General features: G+C 73.6%; 20 protein-coding genes. 10 read left to right on the forward strand and 10 right to left on the reverse strand.

What is annotated here, in order from left to right:
• Positions 1-27 precede the first annotated feature (27 nt).
• The 5 genes from ACZ6CZ_RS27995 to amaP are packed head-to-tail and all read left to right on the forward strand — an operon-like array spanning position 28 to position 2,350.
• On the forward strand, positions 28-510 hold the full coding sequence (locus ACZ6CZ_RS27995; RefSeq protein ID WP_469026512.1) for an Asp23/Gls24 family envelope stress response protein: 483 nt from the start codon (positions 28-30) through the stop codon (positions 508-510).
• A 42-nt stretch (positions 511-552) separates the two neighbouring features.
• On the forward strand, positions 553-747 hold the full coding sequence (locus tag ACZ6CZ_RS28000; protein WP_469026515.1) for a hypothetical protein: 195 nt from the start codon (positions 553-555) through the stop codon (positions 745-747).
• A 36-nt stretch (positions 748-783) separates the two neighbouring features.
• A complete protein-coding gene (locus ACZ6CZ_RS28005; protein ID WP_469026630.1) occupies positions 784-1,137 on the forward strand; it encodes an Asp23/Gls24 family envelope stress response protein in 354 nt (117 codons plus the stop codon).
• Positions 1,134-1,766 (forward strand): DUF6286 domain-containing protein, encoded by a 633-nt coding sequence (locus ACZ6CZ_RS28010; RefSeq protein WP_469026518.1) that lies wholly within the window; start codon positions 1,134-1,136, stop codon positions 1,764-1,766. Before ACZ6CZ_RS28005 ends, ACZ6CZ_RS28010 begins: the two co-directional genes overlap by 4 nt.
• Positions 1,763-2,350: an alkaline shock response membrane anchor protein AmaP gene (gene amaP, locus ACZ6CZ_RS28015; protein WP_469026520.1), complete on the forward strand. Its 588-nt coding sequence runs from the start codon at positions 1,763-1,765 to the stop codon at positions 2,348-2,350. The genes ACZ6CZ_RS28010 and amaP overlap by 4 nt, the downstream gene beginning before the upstream one ends.
• A 45-nt stretch (positions 2,351-2,395) precedes the next feature.
• On the opposite strand, the gene ACZ6CZ_RS28020 is transcribed toward amaP, so the two are convergent.
• The 5 genes from ACZ6CZ_RS28020 to ACZ6CZ_RS28040 form a co-directional block, all read right to left on the reverse strand.
• Positions 2,396-3,151 carry an SDR family oxidoreductase gene (locus ACZ6CZ_RS28020; RefSeq protein ID WP_469026523.1) on the reverse strand — a complete coding sequence of 252 codons (756 nt, stop codon included), beginning with the start codon at positions 3,149-3,151 and terminating at the stop codon, positions 2,396-2,398.
• Positions 3,152-3,155: 4 nt separating this feature from the next.
• Complete coding sequence (locus ACZ6CZ_RS28025; protein WP_469026525.1) at positions 3,156-4,940, reverse strand: glycoside hydrolase family 15 protein; 1,785 nt, start codon at positions 4,938-4,940, stop codon at positions 3,156-3,158.
• A gap of 81 nt (positions 4,941-5,021) precedes the next feature.
• Positions 5,022-5,810 carry an SURF1 family cytochrome oxidase biogenesis protein gene (locus ACZ6CZ_RS28030; protein ID WP_469026528.1) on the reverse strand — a complete coding sequence of 263 codons (789 nt, stop codon included), beginning with the start codon at positions 5,808-5,810 and terminating at the stop codon, positions 5,022-5,024.
• A 162-nt stretch (positions 5,811-5,972) separates the two neighbouring features.
• Positions 5,973-6,206 (reverse strand): hypothetical protein, encoded by a 234-nt coding sequence (locus ACZ6CZ_RS28035; RefSeq protein ID WP_469026531.1) that lies wholly within the window; start codon positions 6,204-6,206, stop codon positions 5,973-5,975.
• An 80-nt stretch (positions 6,207-6,286) separates the two neighbouring features.
• Positions 6,287-7,273 (reverse strand): DEDDh family exonuclease, encoded by a 987-nt coding sequence (locus ACZ6CZ_RS28040; protein ID WP_469026533.1) that lies wholly within the window; start codon positions 7,271-7,273, stop codon positions 6,287-6,289.
• A gap of 187 nt (positions 7,274-7,460) precedes the next feature.
• On the opposite strand from ACZ6CZ_RS28040, the gene ACZ6CZ_RS28045 reads away from it, so the two are divergent.
• Complete coding sequence (locus ACZ6CZ_RS28045) at positions 7,461-8,168, forward strand: VIT1/CCC1 transporter family protein (RefSeq protein ID WP_469026535.1); 708 nt, start codon at positions 7,461-7,463, stop codon at positions 8,166-8,168.
• A 64-nt stretch (positions 8,169-8,232) separates the two neighbouring features.
• Here the strand turns inward: ACZ6CZ_RS28045 and ACZ6CZ_RS28050 are convergent, their stop codons facing one another.
• The gene (locus ACZ6CZ_RS28050) at positions 8,233-9,669 is read right to left on the reverse strand and encodes a CoA transferase (RefSeq protein ID WP_469026537.1); all 1,437 of its coding nucleotides are present in this window, start codon (positions 9,667-9,669) and stop codon (positions 8,233-8,235) included.
• 168 nt (positions 9,670-9,837) lie between these two features.
• On the reverse strand, positions 9,838-11,382 hold the full coding sequence (locus ACZ6CZ_RS28055) for a S8 family serine peptidase (RefSeq protein ID WP_469026539.1): 1,545 nt from the start codon (positions 11,380-11,382) through the stop codon (positions 9,838-9,840).
• Positions 11,383-11,707: 325 nt separating this feature from the next.
• On the opposite strand from ACZ6CZ_RS28055, the gene ACZ6CZ_RS28060 reads away from it, so the two are divergent.
• The 3 genes from ACZ6CZ_RS28060 to moaA all read left to right on the forward strand — a co-directional run bounded on the left by ACZ6CZ_RS28060 (position 11,708) and on the right by moaA (position 14,832).
• The gene (locus ACZ6CZ_RS28060; protein ID WP_469026541.1) at positions 11,708-12,064 is read left to right on the forward strand and encodes a DUF485 domain-containing protein; all 357 of its coding nucleotides are present in this window, start codon (positions 11,708-11,710) and stop codon (positions 12,062-12,064) included.
• Positions 12,061-13,686 (forward strand): solute symporter family protein, encoded by a 1,626-nt coding sequence (locus tag ACZ6CZ_RS28065; protein WP_469026543.1) that lies wholly within the window; start codon positions 12,061-12,063, stop codon positions 13,684-13,686. The genes ACZ6CZ_RS28060 and ACZ6CZ_RS28065 overlap by 4 nt, the downstream gene beginning before the upstream one ends.
• A 156-nt stretch (positions 13,687-13,842) precedes the next feature.
• Positions 13,843-14,832 carry a GTP 3',8-cyclase MoaA gene (moaA, locus tag ACZ6CZ_RS28070; RefSeq protein WP_469026546.1) on the forward strand — a complete coding sequence of 330 codons (990 nt, stop codon included), beginning with the start codon at positions 13,843-13,845 and terminating at the stop codon, positions 14,830-14,832.
• A gap of 28 nt (positions 14,833-14,860) precedes the next feature.
• Here the strand turns inward: moaA and ACZ6CZ_RS28075 are convergent, their stop codons facing one another.
• Together ACZ6CZ_RS28075 and ACZ6CZ_RS28080 are read right to left on the reverse strand one after the other, a co-directional pair.
• Positions 14,861-15,079, reverse strand: coding sequence for a hypothetical protein (locus ACZ6CZ_RS28075; RefSeq protein WP_469026550.1), 219 nt, complete (start codon positions 15,077-15,079; stop codon positions 14,861-14,863).
• Positions 15,080-15,305: 226 nt separating this feature from the next.
• Positions 15,306-15,704, reverse strand: a complete 399-nt coding sequence (locus ACZ6CZ_RS28080) for a DUF3099 domain-containing protein (RefSeq protein WP_469026552.1) — start codon at positions 15,702-15,704, stop codon at positions 15,306-15,308.
• Positions 15,705-15,945: 241 nt separating this feature from the next.
• Here ACZ6CZ_RS28080 and ACZ6CZ_RS28085 point away from each other — a divergent pair, with 241 nt between their 5' ends.
• Positions 15,946-16,224, forward strand: a complete 279-nt coding sequence (locus ACZ6CZ_RS28085; protein WP_469026554.1) for a GlsB/YeaQ/YmgE family stress response membrane protein — start codon at positions 15,946-15,948, stop codon at positions 16,222-16,224.
• A gap of 86 nt (positions 16,225-16,310) precedes the next feature.
• Here ACZ6CZ_RS28085 and tyrS read toward each other — a convergent pair whose 3' ends face one another.
• The gene (gene tyrS / locus ACZ6CZ_RS28090) at positions 16,311-17,579 is read right to left on the reverse strand and encodes a tyrosine--tRNA ligase (protein ID WP_469026557.1); all 1,269 of its coding nucleotides are present in this window, start codon (positions 17,577-17,579) and stop codon (positions 16,311-16,313) included.
• Between the last annotated feature and the right edge of the window lie 23 nt (positions 17,580-17,602).

A 17,602-nucleotide genomic window follows, 5' to 3' on the forward strand; every position in this document is an offset into this window, starting at 1 on the left:
GAGGACGACCGAAAGGGACGTACGGCGATGACCGAGATGAGCGACCCGAACCGGACAGCACAGGGCGAAACGGGAGCCCAGTCGCAGTTGCGCAAGAACCTCGGACGAGGCGGCGGCGACCCGTCGACGCGGGGCCGGACCACCATCGCCGACGGAGTCGTCGAGAAGATCGCGGGGCTCGCGGCACGCGACGTGCCGGGCGTGCACGCCATGGGCAGCGGCATGTCCCGCACCTTCGGGGCGGTACGCGACCGGGTGCCCGGCGGCGGGAAGTCGGTGACCCGCGGGGTGAAGGCCGAGGTCGGCGAGGTGCAGACCGCGCTCGACCTGGACATCGTCGTCGACTACGGCGTCTCCATCACCGACGTCGCCGGCGAGGTGCGGGAGAACGTGATCGCCGCCGTCGAGCGGATGACCGGCCTCGAGGTGGTCGAGGTCAACATCGCGGTGGGCGACGTCAAGCTGCCGGACGAGGAAGAGGAGGAGGAGCCGGCGCCCCGGATCCAGTGAGGCACGCCGGCCCACCGGCCCAACACATCTGAGGAGCGCTTCATGAGCAAGGCCGTGGTCGGCATGATCGCCGGGATGACGCTGGCGTTCGCCGGGTACTTCGGCGGTTTCGGGGCCTTCGTCCTGGTGGCGGTGCTGGGCGCCGTCGGGCTGGTCGTCGGCCTCTTCCTGGACGGCGACCTGGAACCGGGTGACTTCTTCCACCGCCGCGGCGGTGGGCGCGACCGGATGCGGTGACGGAGGGTGACGTCCGCGAGCGGGGACGCCGCCGAGATGTACGGACATCCGGGCGCCGTGCCGTCCGGTGAACGCGGGGCGACCCGGATCGCCGACCGGGTCGTCGCCAAGATCGCCGCGCAGGCCGCGCGCGAGGCGCTCGGCCCGCTGCCGGCCGGCGCCCAGAAGCCCCACGCCAGTGTCGTGGTGCGCCACGGCAGCGCCCGGGTCAGCGTCCAGGTCGAACTCGGCTACCCGGACGACATCGGGGCCCGCTGCGCGGCGGTGCGTCGTCAGGTCACCGAGCGGGTAGGCGCGTTGGTGAGCATGACGGTCCCGGAGGTCGCCGTCCAGGTGGAGCGGCTGCATCCGGCACCGGTACCCGGCGCCGTACAGGGGAGGACGCGATGAGCGAACCCCGGGGGACCGAGAGCACCACCGAGCCCCTGCCCGTCACGGTGGAGAAGCCCGGGTCCGGGGCGCCGCCGCCTGCGGACGGCAGCGGCCGCTTCTGGTCCTCGCGCCGGGTCCCGGCGGGCATCGTCGCCGCCCTGGTCCTGCTCGGCGCGGGCGTCCTGCTGTACGACATCGTCGCCGTACGCGTCCACCGCCCCGCGCTGCACGGGCGCCGCGTGCTGGCCCGCCAGCTCGCCGAGCGGCCGCTGGACGACACCTGGGTGCTGGCCGGCGCGGCGGTCGCCGCCGCCCTCGGCCTCTGGCTTCTCGTGCTGGCGCTCACCCCGGGGCTGCGGCACCTGCTGCCGATGCGGCGCCCGCACCCGGACGTCCGGGCCGGGCTCGGGCGCGACGCCGCCGCGCTGGTGCTGCGCGACCGGGCCATGGAGGTCTCCGGGGTGCGGTCGGCGCGGGTGCGGATGGGCCGGCGCCGGGCCGACGTCCGCGCGGTCGTGCACTTCCGGGAACTCGACGAGGTACGCGCCGAGCTGGAGACCGCGCTCACCGGCGCGGTCCGGGGACTCGGCCTGAGCCATCCGCCGGCGCCCGCGGTGCGGGTCGTACGGCCCGGACGGAAGGGGTGAGGGCGGTGCTCAAGACCGTCAACCGCGTACTGCTCGCACTCGCCGGACTGCTGCTGCTCGCCGTCGGCGGGTCGGTGCTCGCCGTGGGCCTGGGCGCGCCCTCGCCCTCCTGGTGGCTCCACCAGGGACGGCACGACGTGCTGCTCTCCGTCGCCGAGCGGACGCGCTGGCGGGGCGCCGGCTGGTGGTGGCCCGCCGTCATCGCCGCGCTGGCGGTGCTGGTCCTGCTCGCCCTGTGGTGGCTGATCGCCGTCCTGCGCCGGCGCCGCCTCGGAGAGGTCGTCGTGGACACCGGTGACGGCGAGGGCGCCCTGCTGCGGGGCCGGGCCCTGGAAGGGGTGCTCGCCGAGGACGCGGAACGCCAGGACGGGGTGGCCGGCACCCGGGTGCGGCTGACCGGCCGTCGCCGTGCGCCGCGGGCCCGCGTCCGGCTCCGGCTCGAGCCGCACGTCGACCCGGGCGCCGTGCTCGGCGACCTCACCGACCGGGGGCTGACCCACGCGCGCGAGTCGGCCGGCCTGGCGAAGCTGCCCGCGGAGGTACGCCTGCGGGCGGTCCGGCACCGGGCGGAACGGGTCACCTGACGACCGCCCCCACCCGGTGACGGGCGGCGCGCTCGGACGGCGCCCTCAGAAGCCGTGCCGCATGCCGCCGTCCACCGGCACCATGATGCCGGTCAGGTAGGAGGCCGCCGGGGACAGCAGGAACGCCGCGACCCGGCCGAACTCCTCCGGCGTGCCGTACCGGCGCAGCGGGATGCGCGACTCGTTCGCCGCCCGGGTGACCGCCGGGTCGGCGGACAGCGCGTCCAGCTCCCGCACCCGGTCGGTGTCGATGCGCGACGGCAGCAGCCCGACCACCCGGATGCCGCGCGGCCCCAGTTCGTCGGCGAGCGACTTGGCGAACCCGGCGAGCCCCGGCCGCAGCCCGTTGGAGACGGTCAGCCCCGGGATCGGCTCGTGCACCGAGGCGGACAGCACGAAGGCGATGACACCGCCCTCTCCCAGCTCCGCGGCCGCCGCGCGGGCGATCCGCACGGCACCGAGGAACACCGACTCGAAGGCGTCCCGCCACTGCTCGTCGGTGTTGTCGGCGACGAACCCGGGTGGCGGCCCGCCCACGCTGATCAGCACGCCGTCGAGGCGGCCGAAGCGCTCGCGGGCGGCCTCGAACAGTTGCCCGGCGGCCCCGGGGGCGGCGTTGTCGACGGCCACCCCGGCCGCGTCCGGGCCCAGCGCGGCCGCCGCGTCGGCGACCCGCCCGGCGTCCCGGCCCGTGACGACCACCTTCGCCCCGTCGGCGACGAGTTCACGCGCGGCGGCGTTGCCCAGCCCGCGGGTGGCGCCCGTGAGCACGTACACCCGGTCCTTCAGTCCAAGATCCATGCCCCTATCCTGCCCGCTGGTCCCCGAACAGGGCCAGGGCGGTGTTGACCAGGCCGACATGGCTGAACGCCTGCGGGAAGTTGCCGAGCTGGCGGCCCGTGACCGGGTCGTACTCCTCCGCCAGCAGCCCGACGTCGTTGGTGAGGCCGACCAGCCGCTCGAACAGCTCCCTGGCCTCCTCGGTGCGGCCGGTCAGGTGCAGGGCGTCCGCGAGCCAGAACGAGCAGGCCAGGAAGGCGCCCTCGCTGCCCGGCAGCCCGTCGACGGCCGACTCCCCGGCGTCGTAGCGGCGCAGGAAGCCGTGGTGGCCGAGGTTCGCGCGGATCGCGTCGACCGTGCCGGTCACCCGCGGGTCGTCCGGCGGCAGGAAGCCCGTGCGGGGCATCAGCAGCAGAGCGGCGTCGAGTTCGCGCGAGCCGTAGGACTGGGTGAAGGTGTTGCGCTCGGCGTCGTAGCCCTTCTCGCACACCTCCTGGTGCACCTCGTCGCGCAGGGCGCGCCAGCCCGCCAGGTCGCCCTCCAGGTCCTGGTGCTCCTCCAGCGCGCGCACGGCGCGGTCGACGGCCACCCAGACCATCATCTTGGAGTGCACGAACGGCCGCCGGCCGCCCCGCACCTCCCACAGGCCCTCGTCGGGCTGCCGCCACGCCGTGCGCAGGAACTTCACCAGCGCGCACTGCAGGGACCACATGTGCGGCCGGGTCGGCAGGCCCGCCGCGCGCGCCAGCGCCAGCGAGTCCATCACCTCGCCGTACACGTCCAGCTGGAGCTGGTCGACCGCGCCGTTGCCGGTGCGCACCGGGCGGGAGTCCGCGAACCCCGGCAGCCAGGGCAGCTCCGTCTCCGGCAGCCGCCGCTCACCCGCCAGCCCGTACATGATCTGAAGGTCCGCCGGGTCGCCCGCGACGGCCCGCACCAGCCAGTCGCGCCAGGCGCCGGCCTCCCCGTGGTAGCCGGCGGCGAGCAGCGCGCCGAGGGTGAGGGTGGCGTCCCGCAGCCAGCAGAAGCGGTAGTCCCAGTTGCGCACGCCGCCCGGCTCCTCGGGCAGCGAGGTGGTGGCGGCCGCCACGATGCCGCCCGTGGGCGCGTAGGTGAGGGCCTTGAGCGTGATGAGCGAGCGGATCACGGCGTCCCGGTGGGGCCCGTCGTACCGGCAGCGGGCGGTCCAGCGGCGCCAGGAGGTGACGCTGGTGCGCAGCGCGTCGTAGGGGTCGATCAGCGGCGGGCGCGGCTCGTGCGAGGGGTGCCAGGTGAGGACGAACGCGACCCGCCGGCCCTCGGTGAGGGTGAACTCCGCGTGCGTGCCGAAGTCCTCGCCCCAGGCGTGCACGGACGGCTCGGTGCGCAGCCACACGGAGTCCGGGCCGGCGACCGCCACCCGGTGGCCGTGCGAGCGGCGCATCCACGGCACGATCGAGCCGTAGTCGAAGCGCAGCCGCAGGGTGCTGCGGACGGTGACGCGGCCGCTGACGCCCTCCACGATGCGTACGACGTCGGGGGCGCGGTCGCGCTGCGGCATCAGGTCGGTGACGCGCACCGTGCCCGCGTCGGTCTCCCACTCGGTGTCCAGGACGAGGGTGTCGGGGCGGTAGGCGCGGCGGGTGCAGGTCCCCGCTCCCAGCGGGGCGATGCGCCAGTGGCCGTTGCCCTCGTCGCCCAGCAGCCTGGCGAAGCAGGCGGGGGAGTCGAAGCGCGGCAGGCACAGCCAGTCGATGGAGCCGTCCCGGCCGACCAGGGCCGCGGTCTGCTCGTCGCCGATGAGGGCGTAGTCCTCGATACGGGCTTGCACGCAGTCCAGGTTCCCGGTGGCCGGGAGGGGCAATCAGGACATGCGGCCGGGTGGGGCACACCGGTCACACGGTCACCCGGGTCACACCGGTGCCGGGGCGGACTCCTCGGTCCGCTCCCCGGCGGCCTCCGCCTGTTCGCGGACCTCGCGGCGGACCAGGAACCACCAGCCCACCGGGACGGCCGCCGCGAACAGCCACCACTGGATCATGTAGGCGTAGTTCAGTGGAGCGTCCTCGCTGCCCGGGTCGGAGATCTGCTGCGGCGTGCCGCCCTTCGGGGCGGGCCCCGTCTGCTGGATGTAGCCGCCGAGCACCGAGGCGCCGAGCCGCCGCGCCTCCGCCCCGCTGTTGATCAGCATGATCTGCCGGGCCGGCAGGCCCTTGACGTTCTTGATGCCGCTCGCCGCGGTCGTCTCGTCGGCCATCAGCCGCCCGGTGACGGTGGTGCGGCCGGCGGGCGGGGCCGGGATCTTCGGGAAGGCCGTCTGCGAGGCACTCGCCGGGATCCAGCCCCGGTTGACCAGCAGCACCTTGCCGTCGGTCAGCACGAACGGGGTCAGGACGTGGAAGCCGACCTCGTCGTCGGCGTTGACCCGGCGGCGCACGACGACCTCCCGGGCGGTGTCGAAGGTGCCGGTCGCGGTCACGGTGCGGTACTTCTGGCCGGTCGTCACGGCGTGCCCGGGGGAGGTCAGCCGCTCCACGGGCACCGGCTCGGCGTGCAGCGCCCGGGAGACGAGCTGGTTGCGGTCGGTCCGCATCTGATAGCGGTGCTCCTGCCAGAAACCCAGCTTGATCATCGTCGGGACGAGCGCGATCGCGACGAGGGTGAGGATCACCCACTGGCGGGTCAGGAGGAAGCGGTACACCCCACGAAGGTACCTCCGCGGCCGGGGATGCCGTGCGGCGGGTACCGGAGTGTCCTGCGGCGGGTGCCCGGAATGCCGTCCCGGTGGGCGGGGCGGCATTCCGGGCACCCGCCGCGGCGGAGGGCCGGGCCGCCGTCGGGGCGGGCGCCGGGCCGGACGCCGTCAGACCTTGTCGACGACGCCCGCCTTCCCCTCCGCCCGCGCGCAGTGGGCACCGCAGTACCAGTGGCCGTCCGCCTCCACGCCCTGCCCGATGATCTGCACCCGGCAGTGTTCGCAGATGGGGGCCATGCGGTGGATCGCACAGGAGAAGCAGTCGAAGACATGCACCGCGCCCTGCGCGTGCACCTCGAAGGACATTCCGTAGTCATTGCCGCATACTTCGCAGGTCGCCATGCGCCACAGAGTGAGCCGTCACCGGCCGCCCGGGCGAGCGGCCGCCGGGCGAGTCGCGCGGCAATCACCCATCCGTACGGTCACCCCTCGGCCGGCTCGACATCCCCGAGCAGCTGCCCGAACGCCGCCTCGTCCACCACCGGCGTCCCGTACTGCCGGGCCTTGACCGCCTTGGACGTGTGCGAGCCGGGGTCGTTGGTGACCAGCAGGCTGGTCAGCCGGGACAGGCTGGTCGCCACGTGCAGTCCCGCCTCGGCGGCGCGGTCCTCCAGCAGCTCCCGGTCGACCGAGGTGTCCCCGGAGAAGGCCACCCGCATGCCCTGTTTGAGGCGTTTGCCCTCCTCGTAGCGGCCCGGGTTGGGATACGGGCAGGCGGGCCGCTTCCGGGACTGCCGCCAACCGCCCGGCGACCGGCCGGCGTAGCCCCCGCTCGCCTGCCGGCCGATCCGGGGCGTGTCCGACCACTCCGTCAGCGGGCGGCACTCCAGCAGCGGCAGCCGTACGCCACCCGCCGCCGCGGCCCGCAGGCTCGGCCGGAACGCCTCCGCCAGCACGCGCGCGTCGTCCAGCGCGTGGTGCGCCCGCTGCTGCACCACCCCGAAGTGCGCCGCCAGGGACTCCAGCTTGTGGTTGGGCAGCGGCAGGCCCAGCTCCTTGGACAGTGCGATGGTGCACAGCCGCTGGCGTACCGGGGCCTCGCGCTTCACGCGCGCGTACTCGCGCGCGATCATCTGCCAGTCGAAGACGGCGTTGTGCGCGACCAGGACCCGGCCGTCGAGCCGGGCGGCGAACTCCCCGGCGACGTCCTGGAAGAGGGGCGCGCCCTCGAGCACCTCGCTCGTCAGACCGTGGATCCACACCGGGCCCGGATCGCGCTCGGGATTGACCAGCGTGTACCAGTGGTCCTCGACCTCGCCGCGGGCGTCCAGCCGGTAGACGGCGGCGGAGATTATCCGGTCGTCACGGGCCAGTCCCGTGGTCTCCACGTCAACGACCGCGTATCCCAGCGGATACGCGGCCGGCCACTCGGTGGCGGAGGACGCTGCGGTCATGGGGTCTTCGAGCATGGTCACTGAGGATACGGGCCACGACTGACAGTCCGGCCCCGCAGGCTCCCCAGCGGCCCTTTCGTGAGGGCCCGTTCGAACCGCGCGCGCGTGCCCCGCACCCGACCCGGCGTCAAGTTCCGCACGCTCAAGCACGGTTACGCGTCGGTGCCGGTGCGGCGCGGCCCGGGGTGCGATCCTCCGTGCTGTGACGCAACCACCCCATGCCGAGACCCACGGCGCGCTGGGCTCGCGGCTGAACTGGCTGAGGGCCGCCGTGCTCGGCGCCAACGACGGCATCGTGTCCACGGCCGGGCTCGTCGTCGGGGTGGCCGGGGCCACGGACGACCGGGCCGCCCTGCTCACCGCGGGCCTGGCCGGGCTGCTCGCCGGGTCGATGTCGATGGCGGCGGGGGAGTACGTGTCCGTCTCCACCCAGCGGGACTCGGAGATGGCGGCCCTGGCCGTCGAGCGGCGGGAGCTGCGCGAACAGCCGGAGGCGGAACTGGAGGAGCTGACCGTGCTGCTGCACGAGCGCGGCATGTCACGGGAGGTGGCCCGGGAGGCGGCGGTCCAGCTGACGGAACGGGACGCGTTGCGCGCCCACGCGCGCGTGGAGCTGGGGATCGACCCCGACGAGCTGACCAACCCCTGGCACGCCGCCTGGGCCAGCTTCCTGTCCTTCACGGCGGGCGCCCTATTGCCGCTGCTGGCCATCGTGCTCCCGCCGGCGCCCTGGCGGCTCACGGTCACCGTCGGGTCGGTGCTGGCCGCGCTCGCCCTCACCGGCTGGAGCAGCGCCCGCCTGGGCGCTGCGCCCCCGGTGCGCGCGGTGCTGCGCAACATGGCGGGCGGCGCACTGGCGATGGGCGTCACCTACGCGGCCGGAACGCTGCTCGGCGCGGCCGGGGTCTAGACGCGCGCCCTGCCGAGGGGTGGTGACCACCGGGCCGCTCGGGCGTTCACGTCCGCTCGGGCGCTCACGCCCACCGAGCCGGGTCCGAACCCCAGGGCGACGGGGGCCGGTTCCAGTCGGCGGGGCCGCCCGTGAACGCCACCGGCGACCGGGCGTACCGCAGCCGTCCCAGCCCGCTGTCCGCCCCGGCCAGCCAGGCGTCCGGCCCGGTGAACGGCGCGCCCGTGTCGCGCGCCGCGGTGTCCGGCGTCCCGCTGCCCGGCGTCCCGGCGGGTGACGCCACGGCGGGCGGCTCCGGCCGGATCTCGTCGGTGAGCCAGCGCGCGGTCCGGGCGAGGGCGAGGCGCACGAACCGGCCGCCCCCGTCGTACGACCGCTCGGTCAGCGCCCGCAGCACGGCCGCGGCCAGCAGATAGCCGGTGCCGTGGTCCAGTGCCTGCGCGGGCAGGGCGCCGGGCTCCCCGCCCCGCCCCTCCAGCGCCGCGATGCCGGTCGCGACCTGCACCAGGCTGTCGAAGCCGCGCCGCCCGCCCCAGGGCCCGTACGCGCCCCATGCCGAGATCTGGGCCACGACGAGCCCGGGCCGCCGCTCGGCGAGTGCCTGCGGGGAGAGCCCGAAGCGGTCGAGGGCGCCCGGCCGGTAGCCGGTGACCACGACGTCCGCCGAGGCCAGCAGCTCCTCGAAGGTGTCGCGCCCGGCGGCCAGGTCGAGGACCGCCGACCGCTTGCCGAAGCCCGTGTCGGCGTGGGCGTCGGCGAGTTCGGGCAGCCACGGCGCGTCCAGGCGCAGGACGTCGGCGCCGAGCAGCGCGAGAGTCCGGGTGGCGACGGGGCCCGCGAGGACCCGCGTCAGGTCGAGCACGCGCAGCCCGGCCGTCGGCAGCAGGGCGCGGGCGGCGGGGTCGAGCGGCGGCAGCACGCGCGCGTGTCCGCCGTCCAGCCGGCCGCGTTCGACGAGCGGGCGCGCCGCCACCTCGGCGGCCTGCGCGTGCGCGGCCCACTGCGCCGGAGTGCGCAGCGCGACCGCGAGCCCGCCCGCGCCCTGGACCGTGTCCTCCACCTCCACGGCGGCCCGCCCGGCCAGCAGCGCGGCCACGTCCTCCTGCGTGGCGGTGTCCGGCAGTCCCAGCGCGCCCAGCAGCCGCGCCCGGTGGTGCGGGTAGTTGGCGTGGGTGCGCACCCAGCCGTCGGCGGTGCGCCAGAACCGCGACAACGGCGCGAAGGAGACCGGCGCCCGCCCGTCCACCAGCAGGTGCCGCTCGCTGTGGAAGGCGGCCGCCACGGCGCCGTCGTCGACCCGCGCGGCCGGGACCCCGGCGAGCCCCGCCCGCCGTGCGCCCAGCTCGGCGGCGGCCAGCGCGCAGGCGCCCACACAGGCGCGGGCCAGCTTCCGTACGGGCAGGCGCGCGGTGAGCACGCCCGCCCGCTCCAGGGTGTCCACCCGGTCGAGCAGGGCGGGATCGCCGTCCAGGGCGGCCCAGGCTGAGCTGATCGCAGTCATGATTCCACTATGCATGATTGACTCAATCAACATACGCCGCCGGTCCGGCCCCTACGACATCGACGCGGACGGCACGGTGGACGCCGTGTATCGAGGTGCCGGCCAGGTGGCCCCAGGTGCCGCCGGCGCGGCGGCGCCCGGGTCAGACCACCGGGCGCCGCGCGCAGGTCACTCGACCGCCCGCAGCGCGTCCACGACGCCGTGACCGTAGAAGCTGTTGACGTGCCGGCCGCCGGTGCAGGTCGCGTCCACGACGCCGTCGCCGTCGCCGTCGTAGGGGCCGGCCGGGCAACCGGGGTTGTCCGCCTGGGCCTTCAGCAGCGCCCGCAACTGGGCAGGAGTGGCGTGCGGGTGGGCGGACTTCAGCAGCGCGGCCACGGCGGCGACGTGCGGGGAGGCCATCGACGTGCCCTGGAGGAAGCCGTACGCGCCGTTCGGCAGGGTCGACAGGATGCGCCCGTTCTTCGACGGCGTGTCCGGGATCTGATACTTGTCACCGCCCGGACCCGCCACGTCGATGACACCCCGGCCGTAGCTGGAGTAGTACGACTTGGCGCCCGTCACACCGACCGCGCTGACCGTGACCACCCCCGGCAGCTGGGTCGGCACGTCGAAGCACGTGTGCGGGTCCACCGTCCGGGGCACCGGGACCGAGTCGTCGGGGCTGGAGTCGTCGGTCAGGGACGAGGCGTCGAGGTCGTCGCCGGAGTTGCCCGCCGACGCCACGTTGAGCGTGCCCCTGCGCTCGGCGTACGACTCGGCCCTGCCCACCGCGTCGACGATGGCACGCTGGTCCGGATCGTCCATGCAGTTGTACATCCAGGGATCCACGTAATAGCTGTTGTTGGTGATCTCGACACCGTGGTCGGCGGCGAACACGAAGGCGCAGACCACGCTCTCCGGGTAGAACAGCTGCGTCGAGTCGGGCTGCGCCACCGTGATGCTCGCGACCTTCACGCCCGGCGCCACGCCCGCCACGCCCACGCCGTTGCGGGCCGCGGCTATCTCCCCGGCCACGTGCGTGCCGTGGTAGTGGTCGGCGTCCGCCGGCCGCCAGGCCCCGTACGTGGTGTCGGCCCTGCCGCTGACACAGTTCGCGGACTGGGCGGCCGAGAAGTTCGGCGCGATGTCCGGGTGGGTGTCGTCGACCCCGGTGTCGATGACGGCGACGGTCACCCGGTCGCTGCCCGGGTCGATCCGGGCGGCCCGGTCGGCGCCTATCGCCCGCAGGTCCCACTGGTCGGCCTCCAGGGGCTCCTCGCCCGCGGCCGCGCTGCTTGAGACCTTCGCGGCCTCCGCCTTCGACAGCACCTGGACCGCGCCCTCGCCGGTGGTCCCGGTCGCGCTGAGCGGCGCCGTACGGGTGGCGCCCGCCGACTGCACCCCGGGCACGGCCCGCAGCAGCGCACCGAACTCCGGGTTCGCGGAGTGGACGACGATCACACCGATCCGGTCGTAGGACGCGACGACGGTGCCGCCGTCGCGGACGATCGCCGCGCGCACCGACCGCAGTGTGCGGGGGTCGGTGCGGGTGTTGACGACGTACGCCAGTTCCGGGCCGTCGAAGGCCGCCGGGCCGCCGGCCGCGCGCGCCGCCGATGCCGTGGCCGGGGCCGCCGAGGCCGTTCCCGGCAGGAAGCCGAGGGAGGCGGTGAGCGACAGCACGACCGGAACGGCGAGCATGAGCCGCCGTCCGGAGCGCAGATGAGCCATGGGGTCTCCACATCATCCGGAAACGAAACCGCCCGGGCCGGGGTGGCTGGCCGGGCAGGTGCATGACGAGCGGTGCAGGGCGAAGCTATCCACAGACACCCGCCACCCGAAAGAGGCCGACGGGGTTGAACCGGTCCACGCGTGGCGCCGTGACCTTGAGCAGGAACCGCCAGCAGGATCGAGGCCCCCTGCCGGTTTTCACGCACCGGGGTCGTGACAGCACAGGTCGTCACGTGATCCATTGTCCGGGCGGGACCGGCAACCGCACGTCCGAAGCGAACCGCACGTCCGAAGCGAACCGCACGTCCGTAAGCGAGGAGACTCCGTGGCCACCGAGACACCGCCCCCCTCGAACGCGCAGCACCGGCTCCCGTCCGCCGAGAAGTTCACCGAGGAGCAGCACAGCGCGGAGTTCGGTGAACTGCGCCGCGCCCACCGGGGATTCGCCTTCCCGCTGACCGTCGGCTTCATCGCCTGGTACCTGCTGTACGTCCTGCTGTCCAACTACGCGGGCGGCTTCATGGGCACCAAGGTCGCCGGCAACGTCAACGTGGCGATCGTGCTGGGCCTCGCCCAGTTCCTCACCACGTTCCTCATCGCCTGGTGGTACGCGCGCCACGCCGCCACCCGGCTCGACCCCAAGGCCCAGGCCATCAAGAACCGGATGGAGGGCGGCGCATGAGCCCCGCACCGCACACCCTGCTCGCCGCCGGCGAGGCCAGTGAGCATCGGACCCTGATCATCACCCTGTTCGCGGTCTTCGTCGTCGCGACCCTCGTCATCACGGTCTGGGCGGGCCGGCAGACCAAGGACGCCGCCGACTTCTACGCGGGCGGACGGCAGTTCACCGGCTTCCAGAACGGCCTCGCCGTCTCCGGTGACTACATGTCCGCCGCGTCCTTCCTGGGCATCGCGGGCGCCATCGCCCTCTTCGGCTACGACGGCTTCCTGTACTCCATCGGCTTCCTCGTCGCCTGGCTGGTCGCCCTGCTGCTGGTCGCCGAGCCGCTGCGCAACGCCGGCCGCTACACCATGGGCGACGTCCTCGCCTACCGGATGCGCCAGCGCCCGGTGCGCACCGCGGCCGGCGTCTCCACGATCGTAGTCTCGATCTTCTACCTGCTGGCCCAGATGGCGGGCGCCGGCGTCCTGGTCTCGCTGCTGCTCGGCATCACCAGCGACGGCGGCAAGATCGGCATCGTCGCCCTGGTCGGCGTCCTGATGATCGTGTACGTCACCATCGGCGGCATGAAGGGCACGACCTGGGTGCAGATGGTCAAGGCCGTCCTGCTGATCATCGGCGCGCTGCTGCTGACCTTCCTGGTGCTGCTGAAGTTCGACTTCAACCTCTCCGACCTGCTCGGCAAGGCCGCCGACAACAGCGGCAAGGGCTCCGCCTTCCTGGAACCCGGACTGAAGTACGGCGCCACCGGCACCACCAAGCTGGACTTCCTCTCGCTCGGCGTCGCCCTGGTCCTGGGCACCGCGGGCCTGCCGCACATCCTGATCCGCTTCTACACCGTCCCCACCGCCAAGGCCGCCCGCAAGTCCGTCATCTGGGCGATCGGCCTGATCGGCGTCTTCTACCTGATGACCCTTGCCCTCGGCTTCGGCGCCGCCGCGCTGATCGAACCCGACGAGATCATCGCCTCCAACAAGGCCGGCAACACCGCGGCGCCCCTGCTCGCCCTGCACCTGGGCGGCGTCGACTCCACCTGGGGCGCGATCCTGCTGGCCACCATCTCCGCCGTCGCCTTCGCCACCATCCTCGCGGTCGTCGCGGGCCTGACCCTGGCCTCGTCCTCCTCCTTCGCCCACGACATCTACGCCAACGTCATCAAGCGGGGCCAGGCCACCGAGAAGCAGGAGATCGGCGCGGCCCGCTACGCCACCATCGGCATCGGCGCCGTCTCGATCCTGCTCGGCGCCCTCGCCCGCGACCTCAACGTCGCCGGCCTGGTCGCCCTGGCCTTCGCGGTCGCCGCCTCCGCCAACCTGCCGACCATCCTGTACAGCCTGTTCTGGAAGCGGTTCACCACCGCGGGCGCCCTGTGGTCGATCTACGGCGGCCTGGTCACCGCGGTCGGCCTGGTGCTGTTCTCACCGGTGGTGTCCGGCAAGCCGACCTCGATGTTCCCCGACGTCGACTTCCACTGGTTCCCGCTGGAGAACCCCGGCCTGATCTCCATCCCGGTCGGCTTCCTGCTGGGCGTCGTCGGCACCCTGCTGTCCAAGGAGGCACCGGACACCGGCAAGTACGCCGAACTGGAGGTGCGTTCGCTCACCGGCACGGGCGCGCACTGACGCTTCCCACGGAGCGGCCGCGTCGGCGGGATCGTAGGGTCCTACGACGCGGCCGCGTCCCACCTCGTGGGATCGGGCCGCTGTCCCTGTCGGTGCGCTCACGTAGGCTTCCCAGTGACGGAACAGATCGATCCGAACCGCGGGAGGGGGCCCAACGTGCTCATCGACACCTTCGGCCGAGTGGCCACCGACCTCAGGGTCTCGCTGACCGACCGGTGCAACCTGCGCTGCACCTACTGCATGCCCGAGGAGGGCCTGCAGTGGCTGGCCAAGCCGGACCTGCTCACGGACGACGAGATCGTGCGCCTCATCGGCATAGCGGTCGCCGTCCTCGGCGTCGAGGAGGTCCGCTTCACCGGCGGCGAACCCCTGCTGCGCCCCGGCCTCGTCTCCATCGTGGAGCGCGTAGCCGCCCTGGAACCGCGCCCCCGGATGTCCCTGACCACCAACGGCATCGGTCTCAAGCGCACCGCGGCCGCCCTGAAGGCCGCGGGCCTGGACCGGGTCAACGTCTCCCTGGACACGCTGCGCCCCGAGGTGTTCAAGACCCTCACCCGGCGCGACCGCCACCGGGACGTCCTCGAGGGACTCCAGGCCGCCCGCGAGGCGGAGCTGACCCCCGTCAAGGTCAACTCGGTGCTGATGCCGGGCCTGAACGCCGACGAGGCCCCCGACCTGCTGGCCTGGGCCGTCGAGCACGCCTACGAGCTGCGCTTCATCGAGCAGATGCCGCTGGACGCCCAGCACGGCTGGAAGCGTGAGGGCATGGTCACCGCCGGGGACATCCTGGCCTCCCTGCGCACCCGTTTCGACCTCACCCCGGAGGGCGCCGACGAGCGCGGCTCGGCCCCGGCCGAACGCTGGCTGGTCGACGGCGGCCCGCACCGGGTCGGTGTCATCGCCTCCGTCACCCGGCCCTTCTGCGCCGCCTGCGACCGCACCCGGCTCACCGCCGACGGCCAGGTGCGCACCTGTCTGTTCGCCACCGAGGAGACCGACCTGCGCGGCGCGCTGCGCTCCGGCGCGCCCGACGAGGAGATCGCCCGCATCTGGCGGCTGGCGATGTGGGGCAAGAAGGCCGGCGCGGGCCTGGACGACCCGTCGTTCGTACAGCCGGACCGCCCGATGTCGGCGATCGGAGGCTAGCCACCCCGCGGCGCCGGCCACTCCGGCGCTAGCCGCCCTCCGGTGCCACCCAGTCCTCGAGGCGGACGACGTCCTTCAAGAAGCCCCGTACGCCGAGGAACTGCGCGAGGTGCTCGCGGTGCTCCTCGCAGGCCAGCCAGGTCTTGCGCCGCTCCGGAGTGTGGATCTTGGGGTTGTTCCACGCCAGCACCCACACGGCGTCGGTACGGCAGCCCTTGGCGGAGCAGATGGGGGTCTCGTCACTCACAGGAAGTCTCACAGGAAGCGGCACGGAAACGGCGCCCCGACAAGGCGACGCCGAGCAGCCACGGGGGGAGCTGCCCGGCGTCGGTCTGTCGCTCCGACGGGGGATGCGGAGCGCGTACGAAGTATGTCACGGGTAGCCCGTCGCCCGGCACTGGAACCGCACGATTGATCTGAGCTTTATTTGAGCTTGGCCCGGCGGCCACCGCGGGCCCCGGCGTCCCCGGTGGTCACACGTGGTCGGGCCGTTCACCGGGCACCCCGGCCGCCGGGTCCACCGGCGTGTCGGCGACCGCGGACTCCCCGGGCGCGTCCTGGTCCACCGGCGGGGCGATCATCGGCCGCAGCGGAACCGTCACGAAGGTCGACGGCAGGGACGGCGGTCGCTCACGCCCGGCGTTGGCCACCACCACCGCGATGTAGGGCAGCACCGCGCCCAGCACCAGCGCCACGATCGCGACGTACCGTTCGACGTTCCAGAGGGTGGCCGCGAGGATCACCGAGATCGTGCGGATCGTCATCGAGATGACGTACCGCCGCTGCCGGCCCCGCACGTCCTCGGCCAGGCCCGTCCGGGCTCCGGTGATCCGGAACACCTGGGCGCCGCCGCCACCGTGCTGTTTCCGCATCGCATTCCACCATCCGCCCGCATCGGACTTCCCGCCGCACCACCCGTGCCCGCCCGGCACGGAACCGGCCGGGCAGCTTCCACGGTACGCCGCGTCCGCGCCGGCCCCGCCCCCGGGTCGCCGGGCACCCGCGCGGACGCCGCCCGGCCGTACCGCGTCCGGCGGCACCCGGCGTGCGACCCGCCGTCGCCGGACCGACACTGGCCGTACTGCTCACCCACCGGCGTACGAGGAGGCGGCCATGGGCTGGCTGTGGGCGATCATCGTGGGCTTCGTGCTGGGCCTGATCGCCAAGGCGGTCATCCCGGGCAAACAGCACAGCCCGCTCTGGCTGACGACCATCTGCGGCATCCTGGGCGCCATCGCGGGCAACGCCCTCGCCCGCGCCCTCGGGGTCGAGGCGACCCCCGGCATCGACTGGAGCCGGCACGCCTTCCAGCTCATCGCGGCGGTCATCATCGTGTTCGCCGTCGACAGGCTCTACGTGGCGACCCTCGGCAAGCGCAGACAGCGCGTCTGAACCGCGCCTCACCCGCGGGCGAGGACCGGGGGGAGCGGCGCGCGGGCGAGCCGCCGCCTTCCCCCCGGTCCGATCCGCCGGACGGCCTACGCGTCCACGACCTCCACGGCCGCCAGGTTCTTCTTGCCGCGCCGCAGCACCAGCCACCGCCCGTGCAGCAGGTCCTCCCGCGCCGGTACGGCGTCCTCGGCGGTCACCTTCGCGTTGTTCACGTAGGCGCCGCCCTCCTTCACCGTGCGGCGCGCGGCCGACTTGCTGGCGACCAGTCCGACCTCGGCGAACAGGTCGACCACCGGACGCGGCTCGGCGACCCGGATGTGCGGCACCTCCGACAGCGCCGCCGCCAGCGTCCGCTCGTCCAGGTCCGCCAGCTCGCCCTGGCCGAACAGCGCCTTCGACGCGGCGATCACGGCGGCCGTCTGGTCGGCGCCGTGCACCAGCGTCGTCAGCTCCTCCGCCAGCGCGCGCTGCGCGGCCCGGGCCTGCGGACGCTCCGCGGTCTGCCGCTCCAGCTCCTCCAGCTCCTCGCGGGACTTGAAGGACAGGATGCGCTGGTACGTCGAGACGTCCCGGTCGTCCACGTTCAGCCAGAACTGGTAGAACGCGTACGGCGTCGTCATCTCCGGGTCGAGCCAGACGGCGCCGCCCTCGGTCTTGCCGAACTTGGCGCCGTCCGCCTTGGTCATCAGCGGCGTCGCCAGCGCGTGCACCTGGGCGTGCGGCTCCAGCCGGTGGATCAGGTCCAGGCCGGCCGTGAGGTTGCCCCACTGGTCGCTGCCGCCCTGCTGGAGCGTGCAGCCGTAGCGCCGGAACAGCTGGAGGAAGTCCATGCCCTGGAGGATCTGGTAGCTGAACTCGGTGTAGCTGATGCCCTGGTCGGACTCCAGGCGCCGGGCCACGGAGTCCTTGGTCAGCATCTTGTTGACGCGGAAGTGCTTGCCGATGTCCCGCAGGAACTCGATCGCGGACAGGCCCGCGGTCCAGTCCAGGTTGTTGACCATGACGGCCGCGTTCTCGCCCTCGAAGGACAGGAACGGCTCGATCTGGCCGCGCAGCCGGTCCACCCAGCCGGCGACCGTCTCCGGGTCGTTCAGCGTGCGCTCCGCGGTCGGGCGCGGGTCGCCGATCAGGCCCGTGGCGCCGCCGACCAGGGCCAGCGGCCGGTGCCCGGCCTGCTGGAGCCGGCGCACGGTGAGCACCTGCACCAGGTGCCCCACGTGCAGCGACGGCGCAGTCGGGTCGAAGCCGCAATAGAACGTGACGGGACCGTCCGCGAGCGCCTTGCGCAAAGCGTCCTCGTCGGTGGACAGGGAGAACAGCCCCCGCCACTTCAGGTCGTCGACGATGTCCGTCACGTTTCTCGTATCTCCTAGGATGA

The sequence above is a fragment of the Streptomyces sp. NPDC041135 genome, from assembly GCF_055592085.1.

Coding starts and splice junctions, on each gene's coding strand:
- ACZ6CZ_RS28035 (WP_469026531.1), bottom strand. CDS start 6,206: ATGGCGACCTGCGAAGTATGCGGCAATGACTACGGAATGTCCTTCGAG.
- ACZ6CZ_RS27995 (WP_469026512.1), top strand. CDS start 28: ATGACCGAGATGAGCGACCCGAACCGGACAGCACAGGGCGAAACGGGA.
- ACZ6CZ_RS28085 (WP_469026554.1), top strand. CDS start 15,946: ATGGGCTGGCTGTGGGCGATCATCGTGGGCTTCGTGCTGGGCCTGATC.
- ACZ6CZ_RS28065 (WP_469026543.1), top strand. CDS start 12,061: ATGAGCCCCGCACCGCACACCCTGCTCGCCGCCGGCGAGGCCAGTGAG.
- ACZ6CZ_RS28000 (WP_469026515.1), top strand. CDS start 553: ATGAGCAAGGCCGTGGTCGGCATGATCGCCGGGATGACGCTGGCGTTC.
- ACZ6CZ_RS28010 (WP_469026518.1), top strand. CDS start 1,134: ATGAGCGAACCCCGGGGGACCGAGAGCACCACCGAGCCCCTGCCCGTC.
- ACZ6CZ_RS28040 (WP_469026533.1), bottom strand. CDS start 7,273: ATGCTCGAAGACCCCATGACCGCAGCGTCCTCCGCCACCGAGTGGCCG.
- ACZ6CZ_RS28055 (WP_469026539.1), bottom strand. CDS start 11,382: ATGGCTCATCTGCGCTCCGGACGGCGGCTCATGCTCGCCGTTCCGGTC.
- ACZ6CZ_RS28050 (WP_469026537.1), bottom strand. CDS start 9,669: ATGACTGCGATCAGCTCAGCCTGGGCCGCCCTGGACGGCGATCCCGCC.
- ACZ6CZ_RS28020 (WP_469026523.1), bottom strand. CDS start 3,151: ATGGATCTTGGACTGAAGGACCGGGTGTACGTGCTCACGGGCGCCACC.
- ACZ6CZ_RS28005 (WP_469026630.1), top strand. CDS start 784: ATGTACGGACATCCGGGCGCCGTGCCGTCCGGTGAACGCGGGGCGACC.
- ACZ6CZ_RS28080 (WP_469026552.1), bottom strand. CDS start 15,704: ATGCGGAAACAGCACGGTGGCGGCGGCGCCCAGGTGTTCCGGATCACC.